A 20,291-nucleotide genomic window follows, 5' to 3' on the forward strand; every position below is an offset into this window, starting at 1 on the left:
GCGGAGTTCCACGTGGTCGTGATCGCGAGGATGCTGCTGCGGCGCATCCTCATCCTGATCCCGCTGCTGCTGGGCGTGATCCTGTTCGTCTTCATCATCATGCGCTTCTCCAACAACAAGCCGGAGTACGCGTACTTCCAGGGCGCCAACCCGACGCCCGAGCAGATCCACCGGTTCCAGCTGGAGAACGGCCTGCTCGACCCGCTGCCCGTGCGCTACCTGCGGTTCGTCGCCGACCTGGCGCAGGGCGACATGGGCACCAGCGTGCTGACCAAGGCGCCGGTGCTGGAGCAGGTGGCCACCGCGCTGCCGCTGACGATGCAGCTGACCTTCCTGGGGCTGTTCATCGCGGTCGTGCTGGCGCTGGTGTTCGGCGTCGTCGCCGCGCTGTTCCGGGACCGCTGGCCCGACCAGCTGATCCGGATCGTCTCGCTGGTCGGCGTCGCCGCCCCGGCGTTCTGGATCGCGCTGCTGTCCATCCAGTGGCTCGCCGTCGACCGCGGCTGGTTCCCGACCGGCGGCTACGTCAACCCGGGCGACTCGTTCACCGGCTGGCTGGTGTCCATGACGCTGCCGGCGATCTCGCTGTCGCTGCCGGTGGCCGCGCAGCTGACCCGGATCATCCGCACGGCCGTCGTGGAGGAGCTGGACAAGGACTACGTCCGCACCGCGATCGGCAACGGCCTGCCGCCGATCGTCGTGGTCGGCCGCAACGTCCTGCGCAACGCGCTGATCAACCCGCTGACCGTGCTCGGCCTGCGGGTCGGCTACCTGCTCGGTGGCGCGGTGGTCATCGAGACCATCTACTCGCTGCCCGGCATGGGCCAGCTGATGATCAACGCGGTGCTCAACGGCGATCCCGCCGTCGTGCAAGGCGCGGTGCTCACCATCGCGGTCGGCTTCGTCGTGGTGAACCTCGTCGTGGACGTGCTGTACCTGCTGGTCAACCCCCGACTCAGGAGCGCCGCGTGATGCGCACCGGACTTGCCAAACGACTCGCCCGGCCGGGCATCCGGTTCCGGCGGCTCAACGCGATCTCCTGGATCGCCGTCGGCCTGCTCGTCGTCATCTGCCTGGCCGCGATCTTCGCGCCGATGCTGGCCCCGCATTCGCCGTACGCGCAGGAAGCCGCCGCGGGCGGCCCCAGCGCAACGCACTGGATGGGCCTGGACAGCGCGAACCGCGACATCTTCACACGGGTGCTCTACGGGGCGCGCTGGTCGCTGCTGATCGGGCTGGGCGCCACCGGTTGCGCGCTGCTCGCGGGCGCGGTGGTCGGCGCGGTCGCCGCCACCTCCCGCTCCGCGATCGGCGAAACGATCATGCGGGTGCTCGACGTGATCATGGCGTTCCCGGGCATCGCGCTGGCCGCCGTGCTCGTGGCGGTCTTCGGCGGCAGCATCCCGGTGCTGGTGCTGGCGATCGCCTTCGTCAACGTCCCGCCGATCGCCCGCGTGGTGCGCGCCAACGTCCTCGCCCAGTACGGCGAGGACTACGTGGCGGCGGAACGCGTCATCGGCGCCCGCACCCCGCACATCCTCGTCCGGCACGTCGCGATCAACTGCGCGGCGCCCGTCCTGGTCTTCTGCACGGTGATGGTCGCCGACGCGATCGTCTTCGAGGCGTCGCTGTCGTTCATCGGCGCGGGCGTGCGCCCGCCCGACCCGTCGTGGGGCAGCGTCATCGCCGACGGCCGCAACATGGTCCTGACCGGCGGCTGGTGGGCGACGGTCTTCCCCGGCCTGGTGATCCTGCTGACGGTGCTCGCGCTCAACGTGCTCGCCGAAGGGGTTTCGGACGCCTGGGCGGCGCCGGCCACCCGGCAGGCCACCTCGGAACCCAGGCAGCGCACGCGGGCGGCCACCGGCGAGCGCACCGAGCTGCCCGGCCTCGCCGAGGCCGCGCAGCGGCTCGCGGAGCGGGCGCGCCCGCTGCCCGACGGCGAGCCGATCCTGCAGGTCCGAAACCTCGCCATCGGCTTCGACGGCCGCCACGACGGCGTGGACATCGTCGACGGCATCTCCTTCGACGTCCGCCCCGGCGAAGTCCTGGGCCTGGTCGGGGAATCCGGCTGCGGCAAGACGATCACCGCGCTGACGGTGATGGGCCTGCAACCGAAGGAAGCCCGCATCGGCGGCGAGATCCTCTTCCGCCGCGAGGGCGGCGTCACCGACCTGCTCACCCTCCCCCGCCAGTCCCGCCGCCGCCTGCTCGGCCACGAGATGGCGATGGTCTACCAGGACGCGCTGTCGTCGCTGAACCCCGCCATGACCATCCGGGCCCAGCTCAAGCAGCTGGTCCGGCGCGGCGGCCGGCACACGCCCGCGGAGCTGCTGGAGATGGTCGGGCTCGATCCCGCGCGCACCCTCACCGCCTACCCGCACGAGCTCTCCGGCGGCCAGCGGCAGCGCGTGCTGATCGCGATGGCGCTCTCCCGCGACCCGAAGCTGATCGTGGCCGACGAGCCGACCACCGCGCTGGACGTCACCGTGCAGGCGCAGGTGATCCAGCTGCTGCTGCGGCTGCGCGCGGAACTCGGCTTCGCCCTGATCCTGGTCTCCCACGACCTGGCCCTGGTCTCCGACGTCACCGACCGCATCGTGGTGATGTACGGCGGGCAGATCGTGGAGTCCGGGGTGACCTCGGCGCTGGTCGAGGCGCCCGCGCACCACTACGCCCGGGGCCTGTTCGGCGCGGTGCTGTCGCTGGAGTCCGGCGCCGAGCAGCTGACCCAGATCCCCGGCGTGGTGCCGTCCCCGTCCGAATTCGCGGCCGGCTGCCGGTTCGCCGACCGCTGCCCGATGGCCACCGCGATCTGCGAGGAGCGGGCGCCGGTGCTCGGCGGGCAGGGCAGGTTCCACGCGGTGGCCTGCCACCACCCGGCGATCGACCTCACCGCCGACCGGGACCACGCCGCGGCGGCAGCACAGGAGCGGCCATGACCTCCCCAGAACCCGAAACCCTCGTCGAGCTCGCCGACGTCCACGTCGTCCACAAGGCGCGCTCCGGCGGGCTGTTCCGCCGCGACCGGGTGCACGCCGTCACCGGCGTCGACCTTGCGGTGGCGGCCGGCGAAACCGTCGGCATCGTCGGCGAATCCGGCTGCGGCAAGTCCACCCTGGCCAAGGTCGTGGTGGGCCTGCAGCAGCCGACCAGCGGCACGATCTCCTTCCGCGGCAAGGACATCTGGTCGCTGCCCGCCGCCGGGCGCCGGGCCGCGATCGGCGCCGAGGTCGGCATGGTCTTCCAAGACCCGGCCACGGCGCTCAACCGGCGCCTGCCGATCCGCCAGGTCCTGCGCGACCCGCTGGACGTGCACGGGCACGGCAGCCGTCAGGAACGCGAGGAGCGGGTGCGCGAGCTGCTGGACCTCGTCGGCCTGCCGGCGAGCGTGGCGAACCTGCTGCCGGGCCAGATCTCCGGTGGCCAGCGCCAGCGCGTCGCCATCGCCCGGGCGCTCGCGCTGCGCCCCCGGCTGCTCGTCGCCGACGAACCCACCAGCGCCCTCGACGTCTCGGTGCGCTCGCAGATCCTCAACCTGCTGCTCGAACTGAAGGAACAGCTCGGCTTGGCGCTGGTGTTCGTCTCGCACGACATCCAGACCGTGCGGCGGATGAGCGACCGGGTGGTGACGATGTACCTCGGGCGGACCGTCGAGCAGATCCCGGCCGGCGCGGTCGCCGCCGCCCGCCACCCCTACACCCGGGCGCTGTTCTCGGCGACGCCCGGCCTGCTGTCGCCGATCGAGCCGATCCCGCTCACCGGCCCGGTGCCGTCGGCGACGAGACCGCCGAGCGGCTGCCCGTTCCGCACCAGGTGCTGGCGCGCCGACGAGACCTGCGCGGCGGAGATGCCGGACCCGCAGCGCGACGCGACCGGCCACGCGTTCCGCTGCCACCACCCCGTTCCGGCGGGCACCACCGACCTCGAACTCGCCGCTGAAGCCCTGTCCTGATCCGGCACGGAAGATCGGGATCCGGCCCCCGGGCGGGATGCGGCGTGGTCGAATGCGGTCGACGTGGAAGCGCCGACCGGACAGGGGTCATGGGGTGCCGAAGCGGGAAACAGCAGGCGGAGGCTGCGAAGTGGCAGGCTGAGCAACAGTTCTGGGCATCCCCATCCGGGCGAGCTCGGGCGGCGTCGGACAACGCGGCGGCATAGCTCGGTGGACCTGCCGCTCCGGTGGGCCGTGCGATCGGCACGGCCCACCGGGCTACCGGTTCACGCCGTCGCCGCCGCGTGCACGGCCTTGAGCAGGCGGTCGTTCTCCGGGGCCGCGCCGCCCGGGAAGGCGAAGCGGCGCCGGTTGTAGCCGTAGGCAAGGCCGCTGCGCGGGTCGGCGATGGCCTGCGAACCCGCCGCTCCGCTGTGCCCGAACGCGCCCTGGCCGAGGAACGGGTAGACGTCGACCGACGCGGAGAAGCCGAGCCCGAAAGCCTTGTGCTGGCGGGAAACGAGGTCGTAGCCGATCGAGTGGATCTGCGCGAAGGCCGCGGCCGTGTCCGGCTTCAGCAGCGGCGCCTTCCCGCCGACGCCGGTGGTCGCGGCCGCGTACATCCCGGCAAGCCCGCGCGCGGAAGCGACGCCGCCCGCCGACGCCTGCCCCTTGGCCCGCACCACCTGGTGGTTCGGCATCTCCCACAGTTCCACCGCGTCCGGGTGGTTGCGGTTCATCGCGATGCCGTTCAGGCTCTCCGGGCCGGTCGCGCCCGCCGCCAGCGCGGCCTGCTGCTCCGCGGTGGGCGCCATCGGCAGGGTGGTCAGGAAGCGCGGCTCCTGCTCCTCCGGCAGACCCAGGTAGAAGTCCAGGTCGTGCGGCGCGCGGACGCGCGCCTCGAAGTGCTGCTGCAGCGTTTCGCCGGTGGCCCGGCGGACCACCTCGCCGACGAGCGCCCCGATGACCAGCGCGTGGTACCCGAACGCGGTGCCCGGGCGCCAGTACGGCCGCTGCGCGGCGAGCCGCTCCGCGATGACCCGGTCGTCGGCGACCTCCTCCAGCGACAGCCCCGCGTCCGCGCCCACGAGCCCCACGCGGTGCGACAGCAGGTCGCGCAGGACGACGTCCTGCTTGCCCTCGGCACCGAACTCCGGCCAGTAGTGGCTCACCTGCTGGTCCAGGTCGAGCACGCCGTCCTGCACCAGCAGCGCCGCGACCAGGTACGCCGCGCCCTTCGTGGAGGAGAACACGCCGGTCAGCGAATCCCCGGTGATCTCGGGGCCGACCCACAGGTCGACGACCCGCTCACCCGCGAGGTGGGCCACCAGCTGGGCGGCGTAGTCACCGCCCTCGGCCGCCGCCACGGCGGCGAACTCCTCCCGCACGGATTCGAATCGGGCGGCAACGGTGCCCTGCGGCGTGCTCTCCTGCGACATCGGCGCTCCATTCGCTCGATCTGGTCCTGATCGGATCAAGTCGCCGCATCGCGGGGAAAATTCCCGGCAGACCGGACCGTTTCGCGGGCGGCGCCACCGGTGCGGCGCCGCCCGCGGACCCGGCGTCAGCGCAGTTCGGCCGCCGCCGCGACGAGGTTCTGCAACGCCGCCTCGACCTCGGCGTAGCCACGGGTCTTCAGCCCGCAGTCCGGGTTGACCCACAGCCGTTCCGCCGGCACGGCCGCCAGCGCGGCCCGCAGCAGGTCGACGACCTCAGCGGTGTCCGGCACGCGCGGCGAGTGGATGTCGTACACCCCGGGCCCGACGCCGTGGCCGAAGCCGACCGCGTTGAGGTCGTCGAGCACCTCCATGCGCGAGCGGGCGGCCTCGATGCTGGTGACGTCGGCGCCCAGCGCCACGATCGCGTTGATCACGTCGCCGAACTCCGAGTAGCACAGGTGGGTGTGGATCTGGGTCGAATCGGCGACGCCGCAGGTGGCGAGCCGGAAGGACGTCACCGCCCAGTCCAGGTACTCCCCGTGCGCCGCCCGGCGCAGCGGGAGCAGTTCGCGCAACGCGGGCTCGTCGACCTGGATGACCCGGATGCCGGCCGCCTCCAGGTCGGCGACCTCGTCCCGGATCGCCAGCGCGACCTGCTTCGCGGTGTCGGCCGGCGGCTGGTCGTCGCGGACGAAAGACCACGCCAGGATCGTCACCGGTCCGGTGAGCATGCCCTTGACCGGCTTCTCGGTCAGCCGCTGCGCGTAGCTCGCCCACTCGACGGTGATCGGCGCCGGGCGGGAGACGTCGCCGTAGAGGATCGGCGGGCGCACGCACCGCGACCCGTAGGACTGCACCCATGCGTTGTCGGTGCTGGCGAAGCCGTCCAGGTGCTCGGCGAAGTACTGCACCATGTCGTTGCGCTCCGGCTCGCCGTGCACCAGGACGTCGAGCCCGAGCCCTTCCTGCAGGCGGATCACGCGCTCGATCTCGTCCTGCATCCGCCGCCGGTACGTCGCCTGGTCGATGCGGCCGGCGCGGACCGCGGCGCGCGCCTTGCGGACGTCCGTGGTCTGCGGGAACGATCCGATCGTCGTGGTCGGCAACGGCGGCAGGTTCAACGCCTTCTGCTGAGCCGCGCGCCGCGTGTCGTACTCGCCGCGCTGCGTGTATTCCGGCCGAAGTGCCTGCAACCGAGCGCGCACGCGATTGTTCCGGACCCGGTCCGCGCCGGCGCGGTCGGCGATCGCGGCGCGCGCCTCGGCCAGCTCGTCGGCCACCGCGTCGCGGCCCTCGCGCAACGCGCGGCCCAGCACGACCACCTCGCGGACCTTCTGCGCGGCGAAGGCCAGCCAGGGCTTCACCTGCGGGTCGATGCCGGTCTCCGCGTCGACGTCGTAGGGCACGTGCAGCAGGGAGCACGACGTGCTGACCGCGACCTCGTTCGCCGAGCCGAGCAGCGTGGCGGCGGTCGCGAGCGCCTTGTCGAGATCGGTGCGCCAGACGTTGCGCCCGTCGACGAGCCCGGCCACCAGGGTCTTGCCGCTCAGCCCGCGAACCGACGACAGGACGTCCACTGTGGACTTCCCGGCGACGAGGTCGGCGCCGATCGCTTCGACCGGGCTAGCCGCCAGCACCTCCAGCGCCTCGCCGAGATCGCCGAAGTATCCCGCGACCAGCAGTTTCGGCCGCTCCGCCAGATCGCCGAGCCGCTGGTAGGCGGCGCGCAGGGCGGCGAGTTCGGCCGGCGAGCGGTCGGCGGCGAAGGCCGGCTCGTCCAGCTGCACCCACTCAACGCCGGCGCGGTGCAGCTCGCCGAGCAGCTCCGCGTAGGCGTCCAGCAGCGCGTCCAGCCGGTCCAGCGGCCGGAACGACTCCGGCGCGCCGTCCGCGGATTTGGCCAGCAGCAGGAACGTGAGCGGGCCGACCAGCACCGGGCGGGTGGTCACGCCCAGCTCGGCGGCCTCCCGGTACTGCTCCACGGGAGTCCGGTCGGCGAGCGAGAACTGCGTGTCCGGGCCGATCTCGGGCACCAGGTAGTGGTAGTTCGTGTCGAACCACTTCGTCATCTCCAGCGGCGGCTCGGACGCCACGCCGCGCGCCATCGCGAAGTAGGTGTCCAGCGGGCCCAGCCCGAGCTTCGCGAAGCGCGGCGGGATCGCGCCGAAGGTGACCGCGGTGTCCAGCACCTGGTCGTAGTACGAGAACGTGTTGCCCGGCACCGAATCCAGGCCCGCGTCCCACAGCGAGCGCCAGGTCTGGACGCGGAGTTCGCGCGCCACCGCGCGCAGCTCCGCCTCGCCGATGCGGGACGACCAGTAGCGCTCCAGCGCGCGCTTGAGTTCCCGGTCGGGGCCGATCCGGGGGTATCCGAGTACGGTGGATCCGATCTTGCTGCTCAAGGCCCTCTCCTCGCGAGCTCGACGGCAGATGCCCCGAGGTCCGGGAAGGCGCAGGCGGACCGGCGCGCACCGCGCGGCGCGAGCCGGTCGTCCGCCGGGTCCTCCCGCGAGACCCCGGACCGCGCGCACCGTCCGGTGCGCGCACCGGTGGCAGGTCTTCGGACTCGCGGGCGCGTCCCGGCCGGAGCCGGGGTTCCTAGTGGCCGTCGCTTCCCAGGCACGCGTGCCCAGTGCTGTGCCCGGTCTGGGACCGGGGACGGCGTTCGTTCCCACTCACCGCTGCGGGGCAGTCCCGGATTCGCACCGGGTTCCCTCTTGCCTCGTCCACCCCGCTTCAGGGGGGCGGACGAACCACCAGCACAACGGAGGCTACCGATCGGGGGGCCGTTGGCAAGGGCCGGCGACGCGCCGGGCGGCCCCCTCGCGACCGGCGGTCCCCGGGCTGAACATGATCTTCCGGCCCACCGCCGCACCTCCGGTGAGACGCTCGTCACGCGGCACCGCAGGCCCGGTCCCGAAACGCGGGATGGCCACGTCCGGGTGACGATCGTGGAAACGGGCCGATCCGCATCTCACGTTTCCGCGGCGCGGGGCGTCTACGGGGAGTGAAAGTGAGACCGTTCGAGCAGATCGTTGACGAGTACGGCCCGATGGTGCTGCGAGTGTGCCGGGCCGTGCTCGGGCCGGCCGACGCCGAGGACGCGTGGTCCGAGACGTTCCTGGCCGCGCTGCGCGCCTACCCGGAGCTGGCCGAGGACACCAACGTGGAGGCGTGGCTGGTCACGATCGCCCACCGCAAGGCGGTCGACGTCACCAGGGCGACGGCCCGCCGGCCGGTGGTGGTCGAGCGCCTGCCCGAGCGGCCCAGCACGAGCGGCCGCCCGGAGGACTGGGACGGCGACCTGTGGGCCGCGCTGAGCGCGCTGCCGGCCAAGCAGCGCATGGCGGTGGCCTACCACTACCTGGCCGGCCTGCCCTACGCCGAGATCGCCGCGATCCTCGGCGGCAGCACCGATGCCGCCCGGCGGGCCGCCGCGGACGGCATCAAGACCCTGCGCACGACCTATAGACCCACCACGAGAGTGGGGAGGGAAGCGTGATGATGACGATCCATGAATCCGACGACGGACACCTGTTCGACGCGCTCCCGGCGATCGACTTCAACACCAGCGAGCGGCTGCACATCGACCTGGTGAGCGCGGCCCAGCGGGAAGGGCTGCTCGACGTCGCGTACCGCACCGTCGGCACCCCGGTCGGCGAGCTGCTGCTGGCGGCCACCGAACGCGGCCTGGTGCGGGTCGCCTTCGACCGCCAGGGGCACAGCACGGTCCTGGAGTCGCTGGCCGAGCTGATCAGCCCGCGCATCCTGCGGGCGCCGGCCCGGCTCGACGAGGCGGCCCGCCAGATCGACGAGTACTTCGCCGGGCGGCGGCGGACTTTCGACCTGCCGCTGGACTGGCGGCTCTCGCGCGGGTTCCGGCTCAACGTGCTGGAGCACCTGCCCGACATCGCCTACGGCCGCACCGCCAGCTACGCCGAGGTCGCCGCCGCGGCGGGCAGCCCGCGGGCGGTTCGCGCGGTGGGCACCGCGTGCGCGACCAACCCGCTGCCGGTGGTGGTGCCGTGCCACCGGGTCGTGCGCTCGGACGGCACCTCGGGCGGGTACGTCGGCGGTGCGGAAGCGAAGGAAACCCTGCTGACCCTGGAGGCGGCATGAGCACGTCGAAGACGGACCGGTACGCGAAGCAGGTCGCGGCGGCGGACTGGGAGGGGGTCGCCGCCGAGGTCAACGACTACGGTTGCGCACTGCTGCCGCAGTTGCTGACCCCCGCCGAGTGCGAGCGGATCGCGGCCCTGTGGGACGAGCCGGAGCACTTCCGGGCCACGATCAACCTGCGCCGCCATCGCTTCGGGGACAACGGCGATTACCACTACTTCGCCGCGCCTTTCCCGGAACCGGTGGAGAAGCTGCGGCAGGCCCTCTACCCGCGGCTGCTGCCGATCGCCCGGGACTGGGCCGAGAAGCTCGGCCGGGAAGCGGAATGGCCGGACACCCTCGACGAGTGGCTGGACGTCTGCCACCGGGCCGGGCAGGCCCGTCCCACGCCGATCCTGCTGCGCTACGAGCCGGGCGGCTGGAACGCACTGCACCGGGACCTGTACGGCGACAAGGTGTTCCCGCTGCAGGTGGTGATCAACCTCAACGATCCGGGGACCGATCACACCGGAGGCGAGTTCCTGCTGGTGGAGCAGCGCCCGCGCGCCCAATCCCGGGGCACCGCAACGCTGATCCCGCAGGGGCACGGCCTGGTGTTCACCACGCGCGACCGGCCGGTGCGCTCGGCACGCGGCTGGTCCGCTTCCCCGGTGCGGCACGGGGTTTCGCCGGTGCGTTCCGGGCGACGCCACACGCTGGGGCTCGTCTTCCACGACGCGGCATGACGTACCCGAGGACTGCTTCGATGGCGCGACGAACACCCTCGCCGCTGGCTCGCGGAACCGGCACGGCGACCCGGATTCCCTCGCCGCACAGCGAAATCGAGCTGGCGACGGTGATGGGTCTGCTCGCCGGGCTGCGGCCGCGGGTGACCTCGATCGTCATCGGCTGCTCGCGCGACGCCCCGTCCCGGGCGACCGCCGACGCGGTCGAGCGAGCGTGGAGCGAGCGGGGCGGGCACGTGCTCGACGTCGTCGACTGGCCGGAGCGCGCCGCGTCGTGGCTGCGGCAGGCGCGGCGCTTCACCGAGCCCGGCCCGGACGCGTGGGTGGTGACCGGGCAGCTGACCGGCTGGGTGCAGATGGGTTGTCGGCTTCTGCACTCCACCGGCTGGGACCCGGCCCGTACGATCGGCACCGCAGCACTCGCCAGCGACGACCTGATCGTCATGGGCGGCGTGGGAACCTTCGACGGGCTGCGCGGCGCGGCCCGCGACGGCGGCACCTGGGAAGTGGTCCGCACGATCCTCGTGCACCGCCCCGCATGACGACCGAGAACGCCGAGAAACCGAGGAGAACGAGACAGTGAGCCCCGCAGCGGCAGACACCACGACGACCGACACCGGGGTCGTGATCGGCGAGGACGGGTTGGCGCGGCCGCCGTGGGCTGCCCGCGATCCCCTGCTGCGCGAGTACTACGACACCGAGTGGGGCATGCCCGTGCACGGCGAGCAGGCCCTGTTCGAGCGGATCAGCCTGGAGGGCTTCCAGGCGGGGCTCTCCTGGGCGACGATCCTGCGCAAGCGCCCGGCCTTCCGCGAGGCGTTCGACGACTTCGACCCGGACGCCGTCGCGGCCTACACCGAAGAGGACGAGGCACGGCTGCTCGGCAACGCGGGGATCGTGCGCAACAAGGCCAAGATCCGCGCGGCCATCACCAACGCCCGCGCGACCATCGAACTCCGCGCCGAGGACGGGCTGGAAGCATTCGTCTGGTCGTTCAAGCCGGAGACCACGCCGCGCCCGCGGACGATGACCGAGATCCCCACGACGTCGCCGGAATCCGTGGCGCTGTCGAAGGCGTTGCGCCGCAAGGGTTTCGCGTTCGTCGGCCCGACGACGATGTTCGCTCTGATGGAAGCGATCGGCATCGTCGACACGCATCTCGTCGACAGCCACCGCCGCGGCACCTCCGGGATCTGGCCGCACCCGGACGGTGATGCCGCGGCGAGCTGACAGGTCCTCCGGGAGTGCGCCGCCGGCCGAGGCGTGTCACATCGGCCGCGTCCGGCGGGTCACTCCTACGACACGACGTGACGGAGGAATGCGGCCGATGGACGAGAAGGACTTTCTGGCGGATCGCTTCGAGGCCCACCGCGGGAACCTGCGGGCGGTGGCCTACCGGATGCTGGGCTCGCTGAGCGAGGCCGACGATGCGGTCCAGGAGGCCTGGCTGCGGCTCAGCCGCTCCGACTCCGCGGAGATCGAGAACCTCGGCGGCTGGCTGACGACGGTCGTCGGCCGGGTGTGCCTGAACATGCTCCGCGCGCGGACGGCGCGCCGCGAGGAGCCGCTGGACGTGCACGTGCCCGATCCGATCATCAGCGGCCCGGACGCCATCACCCCGGAGCACGAGGCGTTGCTGGCCGACTCCGTCGGTCTCGCGCTGCTGGTGGTCCTGGAGACGCTCACGCCCGCCGAACGGCTCGCCTTCGTGCTGCACGACCTGTTCGCGGTGCCGTTCGACGAGATCGCGCCCATCGTCGGGCGCACCTCCACGGCGACCCGCAAGCTCGCCAGCCGGGCCCGCGGCCGGGTGCAGGGCGCGGCCCCGGTCCCCGACGCGGACCTGGCCCAGCAGCGCGAAGTCGTCGACGCCTTCCTCGCGGCCGCGCGCGCCGGGGACTTCGATGCGCTGCTCGCGGTCCTCGACCCGGATGTCGTGGTGCGCACCGACGGGGGCTCGCTGCGCCCGAGCGTCATGCGGCGCGGCGCGAAGGAGGTGGCGGGAGGCGCGGTCGTCTTCGCGCAGCTCGCCGAGGCGACCCGGCCGGCGCTCGTCAACGGCGCGCCAGGGGCGGTGGCGATTTCCGACGGCCGGCCGATCTCGCTCGCGGCGTTCACGGTCGCCCGCGGCAAGGTCGTGGAGCTCAACATCCTCGCCGACCCGGATCGCCTCCGCCGCCTCGACCTCGCGTTCCTCGAGGACTGACCGGAACGGGCCCCGGGGTCAGTGCGCGAAAGCCGTGCCGGCGGCCGGGGCCCGGTCGACCTCCGGCCGGTACACCATCAGCACCGACGCCACGCCGATCCACAGCGCGAACACGATCCCGGTCACCAGGCCGGCGACCGAGACGAAAACGCTGGGCATGTAGAAGGAGGTGACGCCGGCGATCAGCCCGATCAGGCCCACGCCGAAGCCGAACCAGCCCAGCCACGGCGCCAGCAGCTCACCGCGCACCACGGCCGCCCCGGCGGCGGCCGCGAACAGGGCGACCAGCAGGCCGAGCCCGCCGAGCGACAGCCGGTGCAGTTCGGCGAGCACGAACACCATCGCCTGGCTCGCGGTCTCCACGTTGCGGCTCAGCGAAACCAGCGCGGTGACCGGCAGCATGCTCAGCATCGTCATCGTCGCGAGGCTGACTCCGGCGCCGAACACCACCGGCGAGAACGCCTCCGCACCACCTTCAGCGCGCTGCAACAGGTGGCGCAGATGTCCCACGAACCACAGGAAGACCACCGCGGCCACCGTCGCCAGCAAGGCGGCCAGCAGCACGGTCGGGCGGTTCTCGGTCACGTAGAAGAAGGTGCGCACCGGCTCGTCGCTGGGCGGCGACAAGGGGTTGAGCAGCAGGCTGACCAGCAACAACACGGCGGCGACCAGGCCGCTGGCCGCGCCCGCCCGCTCCCATGAGCGCTCGTTCATCACAGCCCCCTCTGCAGTAGCGGCACCGGAAGCACCGGTCGACACGCACCGGGTACCCAGAGTCGGGCGGGATCGAGCAGCCGCGATCCGCTCCATTGTGGACGCGGCCGCCGGAGGTCAGCCGAGGCCGAAGCGGCGTGCCCAGGCTGTGACGTCGGCGGTCGTGGCGTTCCCGCCGCACAGCACCAGGCCGAGCTTGGCACCGGGGCCGACCCGGTCGAGCACCCGGCGCGCGGCAGGGAGGAGGCATCCCGCGGCGGGCTCGGCCCAGACCTTCGCGTGGTCGGCCAGGTCCAGGACTCCTCGCACCGCCTCGGCGTCGGGCACCACGAGGACTTCGGTGACCAATGTGGACGCGTGATCGTAGGTCAGCTGGGAGACCGCGGGGGCGCTGAGCGTGGACACGATCGAAGACAGTTCGACGGGCACCGGCCCGCCCGCCGCCAGCGCCTCGGACATGGCCTGCGCTCCCCCGGTCTCCACTCCCCAGATCCGCACGTCGGGGCGTCGCGCACGCAGCGCCGCGGCGACGCCGGCGATCAGCCCGCCGCCACCGATGCTGACCAGCACGTCGGTGAGTTCGTCGGCGTCGTCGGCGAACTCCAGGCCGACCGTGCCCTGACCTGCGATGACGACGGGGTCGTCGAACGGGTGGACCAGGGTGAGCCCGCTCGCCCGCAGCTCGGCGGTCAGCGCGAACGCGCCGGCCATGTCGTCGGTGACGCGGACGACGGCCCCGGCCGCCTCCGCTATCTCGACGGCACGAGCTGGCGCCGAGCTCGGCATGACGACGGTCGCCTTGACGTCCAGCGCACCGGCCATGACGGCGAGGGCGATCCCGTGGTTCCCGCCGCTCACCGCGACGACACCGGCGGCCCGCTCCGCCTCGCTCAGCGACAGCAGTTTCGCCGTCGCCCCGCGCACCTTGAAGGATCCCGTGCGCTGCAACAGCTCCAGCTTCGCGGTGACCGGTGCCCCGAGCAGCTCGGTGAGCCCCGGGCTGGGCACCGTCGGCGTTCGCACGACGTGCCCGGCGATGCTGTCGGCCGCGGCCTCGACGTCCTCGATGCTGATCAAGCCGCTCGGCTCCGTAGCAGTCACATCTGCACGTTAACCGACGCCCCGCAGGCACCGGCTCGGGCGGTGCGGGAAAATCGCTCGTTCCCCGGCCCGTTGGTGATTTACGGTCGCTCGCATGGAATCCGACCCCAGGCACGTGGTGGAGAAGGGGTACGACCGCATCGCGCACCGCTACGCGGAGTGGATCGAGGAGATCCACGGCGATCCGAGGCTGCGCTTCCTCACCGAACTCACGAACCGGTTGCCCGCGGCGGCCTCTGCTGTGGACCTCGGCTGCGGTTCGGGCAAGCCGCGGGAGCCCGAAGGCCCGGCCACCTTCCAGTGGGTGCTGGCCCGGGCGGAACCGGAGCCCGAAAATGACTATCACACGTGTGATAGTTTTACTCCGTGACAGCCCGTGATGCCGCGACCGCGGCCGCCAAGAACCGCATCGTCGACGCCGTTTTCCGGCTCGTCGCGCGCGGCGGGGTCGGCGCGGCCTCGCTGCGGAAGGTCGCCGACGAGTCGGGCATCAACATCGGTTCCGTGCGGCACCACTTCGGCAGCCACGAGGGGCTGATGGTCGCCGCGGCCGAAGAGGTGGGCGCCCGCATGGCGCGGAGGCTCGAACCGGCGCTGCCGGCGATGGGTTCCCCGCTCGACGTGCCGGGCCGCCGCGCGCTGGTCGAGGCGGTGTGCCACGCCGTGCTGCCCGTCGCGGACGACGACCGGGCCGAGCTGATCGTGCTGGCCGAGCTGATCACCGCCGCGCGGCTGCGGCCGGAGTTCCGGCCGCTGGCGACCAGGATGGGCACCGATCTTCGGGCCGTCTTCCGGGAAGCGCTGCAGGCGGCGGGCGTCCGCGACGCGGAGCTGGAGGCGGAGCGCCTGACCGCGGTCGTCGGGGGCTTGACCTTCGAGCTGGTCTACCCGCACGGGTCGACCGATGCCTCGCTCGTCGCCGAGGTGCTGCGCCGCCACATCGCGGACCTGATCCCGGCGTAGCCCTCGCCGAATCCGGCGGCGCGGCAACGAACTTCTGAGCACTGTGAGGAGCCAACAACCGTGGGGCATGTCGAGTTGCAGAAAGCGCACTACGTCCTGCCGGACGGCCGGGTGCTGCTCGATGACGTGTCGTTCCGGGTGGGAGACGGGGTCAAGGCCGCGCTGGTGGGCCCGAACGGCGCCGGGAAGACGACGCTGCTCCGGTTGATCGCGGGCGATCTCGCGCCGCACGAGGGCAGCGTGACCCGGTCCGGCGGGCTCGGGGTGATGCGCCAGTTCGTCGGCCACGCCCGCGACGACTCGACGGTGCGGGACCTGCTGATCTCGCTGGCCCCGCCCCGGCTGCGCGCCGCGGCGAAAGCTCTCGACCTGGCCGAGGAGCGGCTGATCGAGCACGACGACGATGCCGCGCAGATCGCTTACGCCGAGGCGATTTCCGAGTACACCGATGCCGGCGGGTACGCCGCCGAGCTGCACTGGGACCGGTGCTGCACGGCCGCGATCGGCCAGCCGTTCGACCGGATCCGGTACCGGGAGCTGCGCAAGCTCTCGGGCGGCCAGCAGAAGCGGCTCGCCCTCGAATCGCTGCTGCGCGGGCCGGACGAGGTGCTGCTGCTCGACGAGCCGGACAACTACCTCGACGTGCCCGGCAAGCAGTGGCTGGAGGAGCAGATCCGGGAAACGCCGAAGTCCGTCCTGTTCGTCACGCACGACCGCGAGCTGCTGCACCGCACCGCCAACCGCATCGTGACGGTGGAGCTCGGCGCGGCGGGCAACCGAATCTGGGTGCACGGCGGCGGGTTCGCCGGCTACGACGAGGCCCGCGAGGAGCGGATGTCCCGGCTGGACGAGCTCCGCCGCAGGTGGGACGAGGACCGGGCCAAGCTCGTGCGGCTGGTGAACGACCTGAAGCAGAAGGCGAGCTACAACGACGGCATGGCGACGCGCTACCAGGCGGCGCAGACGCGGCTGCGCAAGTTCGAGGAGGCCGGGCCGCCGGAGGCGGTTCCGCGCGAGCAGCGGGTGCAGGTCCGCCTGCCCGGCGGGCGCACCGGCAAACGCGCGGTCATCTGCGAGGACCTCGCCCTGGACGGGCTCACCAAGCCGTTCAACGCGGAGTTCCGCTACGGCGAGCGGATCGCGGTGCTGGGCGCCAACGGGAGCGGCAAGTCGCACTTCCTGCGGCTGCTCGCCCGGGGCGGCAGCGACGACCACTTGTCCGACCTGGACCAGGAGGCGCTGACCCCGGTCCGGCACACCGGCCTCGCGCGCCTGGGCGCGCGGGTGGTGCCGGGGATGTTCGCGCAGACGCACGAGCATCCCGAGTTCGCCGGGCGGACGCTGCTGGAGTTGCTCATGGGCGGCGGCAAGCGCCGGTCGGGCATGACGCGCGAGGAAGCCAGCCGCGCGTTGGCGCGCTACGACATCGTGCAGGCCGCGCAGCGGCCGTTCGACACGCTCTCCGGTGGGCAGCAGGCGAGGTTCCAGATCCTGCTGCTGGAGATGGAAGGCGCCAACCTGCTGCTGCTCGACGAGCCCACGGACAACCTGGACCTGGTCTCGGCGGACGCGTTGCAGTCCGGTTTGGACGACTTCGAGGGCACCGTCGTCGCGGTCACCCACGACCGCTGGTTCGCCAGGTCCTTCGACCGGTTCCTGGTGTTCCGGTCGGACGGGCAGGTCCGCGAGTCACCGCACCCGGTCTGGAACGAGTCCCGCTAGGGGCGGCCGTCCGGTGGGAACGTCCGAGTGCCGCCGAGTTGCATCGGGAACGCGGCGGCGCACCCTGGAACTGTCCGGACGCACCGCAGACCAGATCGGGGAAGGTGATCGGACATGGCGAACGAACTGCGCGGCCGCCGGGTGGCGATCCTCGCCGCGGACGGTGTCGAGCAGGTCGAGCTCGAACAGCCGCGCCGGGCCGTGGAGCAGGCCGGGGCCGAGGCGGAGCTGGTCTCGGTGCACTCAGGTCAGATCCAGGCGATGAACCACGACATCAACCCGGGCGACCGGTTCACCGTGGACCGCGAGATCTCCGATGCGTCGGCCGACGACTACGACGCGTTGATCCTGCCCGGCGGCACGATCAACCCGGACAACCTCCGGCGCGACGCGCGTGCGGTGGAGTTCGTCCGGAGCTTCGTGGACTCGGGCAAGCCGGTCGGGGCGATCTGCCACGGGCCCTGGACGCTCGTGGAGGCCGACGTGGTGCGGGACCGCAAGCTGACCTCGTTCCACAGCATCCGCACCGACATCCGCAACGCCGGCGGCGAGGTCGTCGACGAGGAAGTGGTGGTCGACCGCGGGCTCGTCACCAGCCGCAGCCCCCGCGATCTGCCCGCTTTCAACGCCAAGATCGTCGAGACGTTCGCCTCGGGCTAGCCGGGAGCTCCGGGGTGCGGTGGCACCCCGGAGCCCCCGGCCCGTGGATCAGTCGTACACGATCACGCCGCGGATGTTCTTGCCGTCGCGCAGGTCCTGGTAGCCCTGGTTGACCTCCTCCAGGCTGTAGCGCGTCGTCACCAGCTCGTCGAGCTTGAGCTTGCCCGCGTCGTAGAGGCGCAGCAGCCGCACGATGTCGTACTGCGGGTTGGACGAGCCGAACAGCGTGCCCTTGATGGTCTTCTCGTTGAGCGTCAGGTCCGCGCCGGAGACGTGCACGGTGAGCTTCGCCGGATCGGCGAGCCCGGTGATCACCACGGTGCCGCCCTTGCCGATCGCCGCGGTCGCCTTGGACACCACGGTCTCGTCGACGGTCCCGACCAGGATCAGCGCGGCGTCCGCGCCCTGGCCCCAGGTCAGCTCGGTGATCTTCGCCTGGGCCTCGTCGGCGTCGGCGAAGGCGTGCGTGGCGCCGAATTTCAGCGCCGTTTCCCGCTTGAACTCGAGCGGATCGACGACGACCACGTACTTGGCGCCCGCCTGCAGCGCGCCCTGCACGGCGTTGATGCCGAGGCCACCGATGCCGTAGATGATCACGGTGTCACCGGCCCGGACGTTGCCGGCGTTGACCGCCGTGCCCCACCCGCTGGGCACCCCGCAGCCGACGACGACCGCGGTCTCCAGGGGCAGCCAGTCGTCGACCTTGACCACCGAGTGCTGCGAGATCGTCGCCCGCTCGGAGAAGGTGCCCAGCATGCACATGGCGCCGATGTCTTCGCCCTCGCCGTGGAACCGGAACGTCCCGTCGGGCATGGAGCCGGCCAGGATGGTGGCGCCCATGTCGCACAGGTTCTGCCTGCCGGTCGAGCAGTAGCGGCAGGTCCCGCAGTTGGGGATGAAGCTGCACACCACGTGGTCGCCGGGCTTGACCTTGGTGACGCCGGGCCCGACCTCCTCGATGATCCCGGCGCCCTCGTGCCCGCCGACGATCGGGAAGCGCGGCGGCAGGTCGCCGTCGGTGAGGTGCAGGTCCGAGTGGCACAGCCCGGCCGCGGTGTACTTGATGAGGACTTCTCCCGGGCCCGGGCCGTCCAGGTCGAGTTCGACGATCTCGAACGGCTTGCCCACTTCGCGCAGAACTGCTGCCTTGGTCTTCACGTGCGACTACCTCCGAATCACAGGGCGACGTTGACTGCCTTGGTCTGGGTGTAGAGATCGATCGCGTCCGCGCCCAGCTCCCGTCCCCAGCCCGACTGCTTGTAACCGCCGAAGGGAAGCGCGGTGTCGAAGCCGTTGTACTGGTTGATCCACACCGAACCGGCCTTGAGCTGCTTGGCGACCCGGTGCGCCTTGGAGATGTCGCGGGTCCACACGCCCGCGGCGAGCCCGTACACGCTGTCGTTGGCGGCCGGTGCTACGCCCTGCTCGGCGCTGAACGGCAGCGCGGCCACCACGGGGCCGAAGATCTCCTCGCGCACCACGCTGAACTCCGGCTGCACGTCCACCAGCACGGTCGGCTCCACGAAGAATCCGCTGTCGCCCCAACGCTTCCCGCCGGTCAGCGCCCGCGCGCCGTCCGACAGGCCCGCCGCGACGTAGCCGGTGACGCGGTCGAACTGCTCCTGCGAGACCAGCGGGCCGAGCTGGGTGGCGGGGTCCAGTCCCGGTCCGATCTTGACCTGGCTCGCGGCCTCGGCGACCGCGGCGGTGAACTCGTCGAAGATGGCGTCCTCGACGAACAGCCGGGTGCCCGCGACGCAGCACTGCCCGTGGTTGAATAGCCAGGCGTTCAGCGAGCCGGGCACCGCCGTCTCGAAGTCGGCGTCGGCGAACACCACGTTCGGGCTCTTGCCGCCGAGTTCCAGCGACACCTTCTTGAGGTTGCCCTGCGCCGCGGCGACGATCTTCTTGCCCACCTCGGTGGATCCGGTGAACGCGACCTTGTCCACGTCGTCGTGCGCGGCGATCGCCGCACCGGCGTCGCCGTAGCCGGTGATGATGTTGACCACGCCGGGCGGGAAGCCGGCTTCCTGGAAGACCTCGCCGAGCAGCAGCGCGGTCAGCGGCGTCTGCTCGGCGGGCTTGAGCACCACGGTGTTGCCGGCCGCGAGCGCGGGCGCCAGCTTCCAGGACGCCATCAGCAGCGGGAAGTTCCACGGGATGATCTGGCCGCAGACGCCGACCGGCTCGCGCAGCGTGTAGGCGTGGAACTCGCCGCCGGGCACGAACGGCATGGACACGTTCACCGTGCTGCCGTGGATCTTCGTCGCCCACCCGGCGTAGTAGCGGAACACGTCGGCCGCCCAGCCGGTGTCCACCGCCTGCGCGATCGCCGCGGACTTGCCGTTGTCGAGCGCTTCGAGCTGACCGAATTCCGCCGCCCGCTCGCTGAGGACGTCGCCGACGCGCCAGATCAGCCGCTCGCGCTCGTTGGGCTTCATGCGCGCCCACGGGCCGTCCTCGAACGCACGACGCGCGGCGGCGACCGCCCGGTCCACGTCCTCGGCCTGCCCGTGCGCCACCTCGGTCAGCCGCTCGCCGGTCGCCGGGTCGTGCGTGGCGAAGGTTCGCCCCGACGCCGCGTCCACCCATTCGCCGCCGATCAGCAGCTTCTTCGGGCCGGACAGGAAATCCCGGACCGTCGTCAGCACCGGGAACTCATCCACCGCAGTCACTCGGCCTCCTCACGTCGTTGTGACGGGGACCAT

General features: G+C 72.0%; 19 protein-coding genes and 1 riboswitch. Of the genes, 13 read left to right on the top strand and 6 right to left on the bottom strand.

Annotated elements, in window-relative coordinates; translation table 11 throughout:
* Window positions 1-12 precede the first annotated feature (12 nt).
* From AB0H93_RS00465 to AB0H93_RS00475, 3 genes are read left to right on the top strand one after another with little or no spacing between them, the layout of a single operon-like run.
* Window positions 13-972, top strand: a complete 960-nt coding sequence (locus tag AB0H93_RS00465; protein WP_358565111.1) for an ABC transporter permease — start codon at window positions 13-15, stop codon at window positions 970-972.
* Complete coding sequence (locus AB0H93_RS00470; RefSeq protein WP_358565114.1) at window positions 972-2,942, top strand: dipeptide/oligopeptide/nickel ABC transporter permease/ATP-binding protein; 1,971 nt, start codon at window positions 972-974, stop codon at window positions 2,940-2,942. Before AB0H93_RS00465 ends, AB0H93_RS00470 begins: the two co-directional genes overlap by 1 nt.
* Window positions 2,939-3,955 (top strand): ABC transporter ATP-binding protein, encoded by a 1,017-nt coding sequence (locus AB0H93_RS00475; RefSeq protein WP_358565117.1) that lies wholly within the window; start codon window positions 2,939-2,941, stop codon window positions 3,953-3,955. The genes AB0H93_RS00470 and AB0H93_RS00475 overlap by 4 nt, the downstream gene beginning before the upstream one ends.
* A gap of 266 nt (window positions 3,956-4,221) precedes the next feature.
* Here AB0H93_RS00475 and AB0H93_RS00480 read toward each other — a convergent pair whose 3' ends face one another.
* Both AB0H93_RS00480 and metE read right to left on the bottom strand, forming a co-directional pair.
* Window positions 4,222-5,373 (bottom strand): serine hydrolase domain-containing protein, encoded by a 1,152-nt coding sequence (locus AB0H93_RS00480; RefSeq protein WP_358565119.1) that lies wholly within the window; start codon window positions 5,371-5,373, stop codon window positions 4,222-4,224.
* Between the two features lie 125 nt (window positions 5,374-5,498).
* Complete coding sequence (gene metE, locus AB0H93_RS00485; protein WP_358565121.1) at window positions 5,499-7,775, bottom strand: 5-methyltetrahydropteroyltriglutamate--homocysteine S-methyltransferase; 2,277 nt, start codon at window positions 7,773-7,775, stop codon at window positions 5,499-5,501.
* A gap of 131 nt (window positions 7,776-7,906) precedes the next feature.
* Window positions 7,907-8,146: riboswitch (cobalamin riboswitch) on the bottom strand.
* Window positions 8,147-8,380: 234 nt separating this feature from the next.
* Between metE and AB0H93_RS00490 the strand changes: the two genes are divergently transcribed.
* The 6 genes from AB0H93_RS00490 to AB0H93_RS00515 all read left to right on the top strand — a co-directional run bounded on the left by AB0H93_RS00490 (window position 8,381) and on the right by AB0H93_RS00515 (window position 12,423).
* A complete protein-coding gene (locus AB0H93_RS00490) occupies window positions 8,381-8,875 on the top strand; it encodes a sigma-70 family RNA polymerase sigma factor (protein WP_358565123.1) in 495 nt (164 codons plus the stop codon).
* Entirely contained in the window at window positions 8,875-9,492 is a 618-nt protein-coding gene (locus AB0H93_RS00495) for a methylated-DNA--[protein]-cysteine S-methyltransferase (RefSeq protein ID WP_358565126.1), read from the top strand. Before AB0H93_RS00490 ends, AB0H93_RS00495 begins: the two co-directional genes overlap by 1 nt.
* Window positions 9,489-10,217 (top strand): 2OG-Fe(II) oxygenase, encoded by a 729-nt coding sequence (locus AB0H93_RS00500; RefSeq protein ID WP_358565129.1) that lies wholly within the window; start codon window positions 9,489-9,491, stop codon window positions 10,215-10,217. Before AB0H93_RS00495 ends, AB0H93_RS00500 begins: the two co-directional genes overlap by 4 nt.
* Before the next feature lie 20 nt (window positions 10,218-10,237).
* Complete coding sequence (locus tag AB0H93_RS00505) at window positions 10,238-10,759, top strand: hypothetical protein (RefSeq protein ID WP_358565132.1); 522 nt, start codon at window positions 10,238-10,240, stop codon at window positions 10,757-10,759.
* Window positions 10,760-10,796: 37 nt separating this feature from the next.
* Entirely contained in the window at window positions 10,797-11,447 is a 651-nt protein-coding gene (locus tag AB0H93_RS00510; protein WP_358565134.1) for a DNA-3-methyladenine glycosylase I, read from the top strand.
* Between the two features lie 97 nt (window positions 11,448-11,544).
* On the top strand, window positions 11,545-12,423 hold the full coding sequence (locus AB0H93_RS00515; RefSeq protein WP_358565137.1) for a sigma-70 family RNA polymerase sigma factor: 879 nt from the start codon (window positions 11,545-11,547) through the stop codon (window positions 12,421-12,423).
* 18 nt (window positions 12,424-12,441) lie between these two features.
* Here AB0H93_RS00515 and AB0H93_RS00520 read toward each other — a convergent pair whose 3' ends face one another.
* Together AB0H93_RS00520 and AB0H93_RS00525 are read right to left on the bottom strand one after the other, a co-directional pair.
* Window positions 12,442-13,137, bottom strand: coding sequence for a hypothetical protein (locus tag AB0H93_RS00520; RefSeq protein ID WP_358565140.1), 696 nt, complete (start codon window positions 13,135-13,137; stop codon window positions 12,442-12,444).
* Between the two features lie 117 nt (window positions 13,138-13,254).
* A complete protein-coding gene (locus AB0H93_RS00525; RefSeq protein WP_358565143.1) occupies window positions 13,255-14,238 on the bottom strand; it encodes a threonine/serine dehydratase in 984 nt (327 codons plus the stop codon).
* A 94-nt stretch (window positions 14,239-14,332) separates the two neighbouring features.
* Here AB0H93_RS00525 and AB0H93_RS00530 point away from each other — a divergent pair, with 94 nt between their 5' ends.
* The 4 genes from AB0H93_RS00530 to AB0H93_RS00545 all read left to right on the top strand — a co-directional run bounded on the left by AB0H93_RS00530 (window position 14,333) and on the right by AB0H93_RS00545 (window position 17,583).
* A complete protein-coding gene (locus tag AB0H93_RS00530; protein WP_358565146.1) occupies window positions 14,333-14,608 on the top strand; it encodes a hypothetical protein in 276 nt (91 codons plus the stop codon).
* The gene (locus AB0H93_RS00535) at window positions 14,605-15,201 is read left to right on the top strand and encodes a TetR family transcriptional regulator C-terminal domain-containing protein (RefSeq protein ID WP_358565149.1); all 597 of its coding nucleotides are present in this window, start codon (window positions 14,605-14,607) and stop codon (window positions 15,199-15,201) included. The genes AB0H93_RS00530 and AB0H93_RS00535 overlap by 4 nt, the downstream gene beginning before the upstream one ends.
* Before the next feature lie 60 nt (window positions 15,202-15,261).
* Complete coding sequence (locus tag AB0H93_RS00540) at window positions 15,262-16,923, top strand: ATP-binding cassette domain-containing protein (RefSeq protein ID WP_358565152.1); 1,662 nt, start codon at window positions 15,262-15,264, stop codon at window positions 16,921-16,923.
* A gap of 114 nt (window positions 16,924-17,037) precedes the next feature.
* A complete protein-coding gene (locus AB0H93_RS00545) occupies window positions 17,038-17,583 on the top strand; it encodes a type 1 glutamine amidotransferase domain-containing protein (RefSeq protein ID WP_358565156.1) in 546 nt (181 codons plus the stop codon).
* Between the two features lie 48 nt (window positions 17,584-17,631).
* On the opposite strand, the gene AB0H93_RS00550 is transcribed toward AB0H93_RS00545, so the two are convergent.
* Both AB0H93_RS00550 and AB0H93_RS00555 read right to left on the bottom strand, forming a co-directional pair.
* Window positions 17,632-18,741: an NDMA-dependent alcohol dehydrogenase gene (locus AB0H93_RS00550; RefSeq protein ID WP_358565159.1), complete on the bottom strand. Its 1,110-nt coding sequence runs from the start codon at window positions 18,739-18,741 to the stop codon at window positions 17,632-17,634.
* Window positions 18,742-18,758: 17 nt separating this feature from the next.
* A complete protein-coding gene (locus AB0H93_RS00555; protein ID WP_358565162.1) occupies window positions 18,759-20,258 on the bottom strand; it encodes an aldehyde dehydrogenase family protein in 1,500 nt (499 codons plus the stop codon).
* Window positions 20,259-20,291: the final 33 nt, after the last annotated feature.

Source organism: Saccharopolyspora sp. NPDC050642, assembly GCF_040654735.1.
GTDB classification, from domain to species: Bacteria; Actinomycetota; Actinomycetes; order Mycobacteriales; family Pseudonocardiaceae; genus Saccharopolyspora; species Saccharopolyspora elongata.

Coding starts and splice junctions, on each gene's coding strand:
- AB0H93_RS00480 (WP_358565119.1), bottom strand. CDS start 5,373: ATGTCGCAGGAGAGCACGCCGCAGGGCACCGTTGCCGCCCGATTCGAA.
- AB0H93_RS00475 (WP_358565117.1), top strand. CDS start 2,939: ATGACCTCCCCAGAACCCGAAACCCTCGTCGAGCTCGCCGACGTCCAC.
- AB0H93_RS00520 (WP_358565140.1), bottom strand. CDS start 13,137: ATGAACGAGCGCTCATGGGAGCGGGCGGGCGCGGCCAGCGGCCTGGTC.
- AB0H93_RS00515 (WP_358565137.1), top strand. CDS start 11,545: ATGGACGAGAAGGACTTTCTGGCGGATCGCTTCGAGGCCCACCGCGGG.
- AB0H93_RS00495 (WP_358565126.1), top strand. CDS start 8,875: ATGATGACGATCCATGAATCCGACGACGGACACCTGTTCGACGCGCTC.
- AB0H93_RS00545 (WP_358565156.1), top strand. CDS start 17,038: ATGGCGAACGAACTGCGCGGCCGCCGGGTGGCGATCCTCGCCGCGGAC.
- AB0H93_RS00530 (WP_358565146.1), top strand. CDS start 14,333: ATGGAATCCGACCCCAGGCACGTGGTGGAGAAGGGGTACGACCGCATC.
- AB0H93_RS00500 (WP_358565129.1), top strand. CDS start 9,489: ATGAGCACGTCGAAGACGGACCGGTACGCGAAGCAGGTCGCGGCGGCG.
- AB0H93_RS00470 (WP_358565114.1), top strand. CDS start 972: ATGCGCACCGGACTTGCCAAACGACTCGCCCGGCCGGGCATCCGGTTC.
- AB0H93_RS00505 (WP_358565132.1), top strand. CDS start 10,238: ATGGCGCGACGAACACCCTCGCCGCTGGCTCGCGGAACCGGCACGGCG.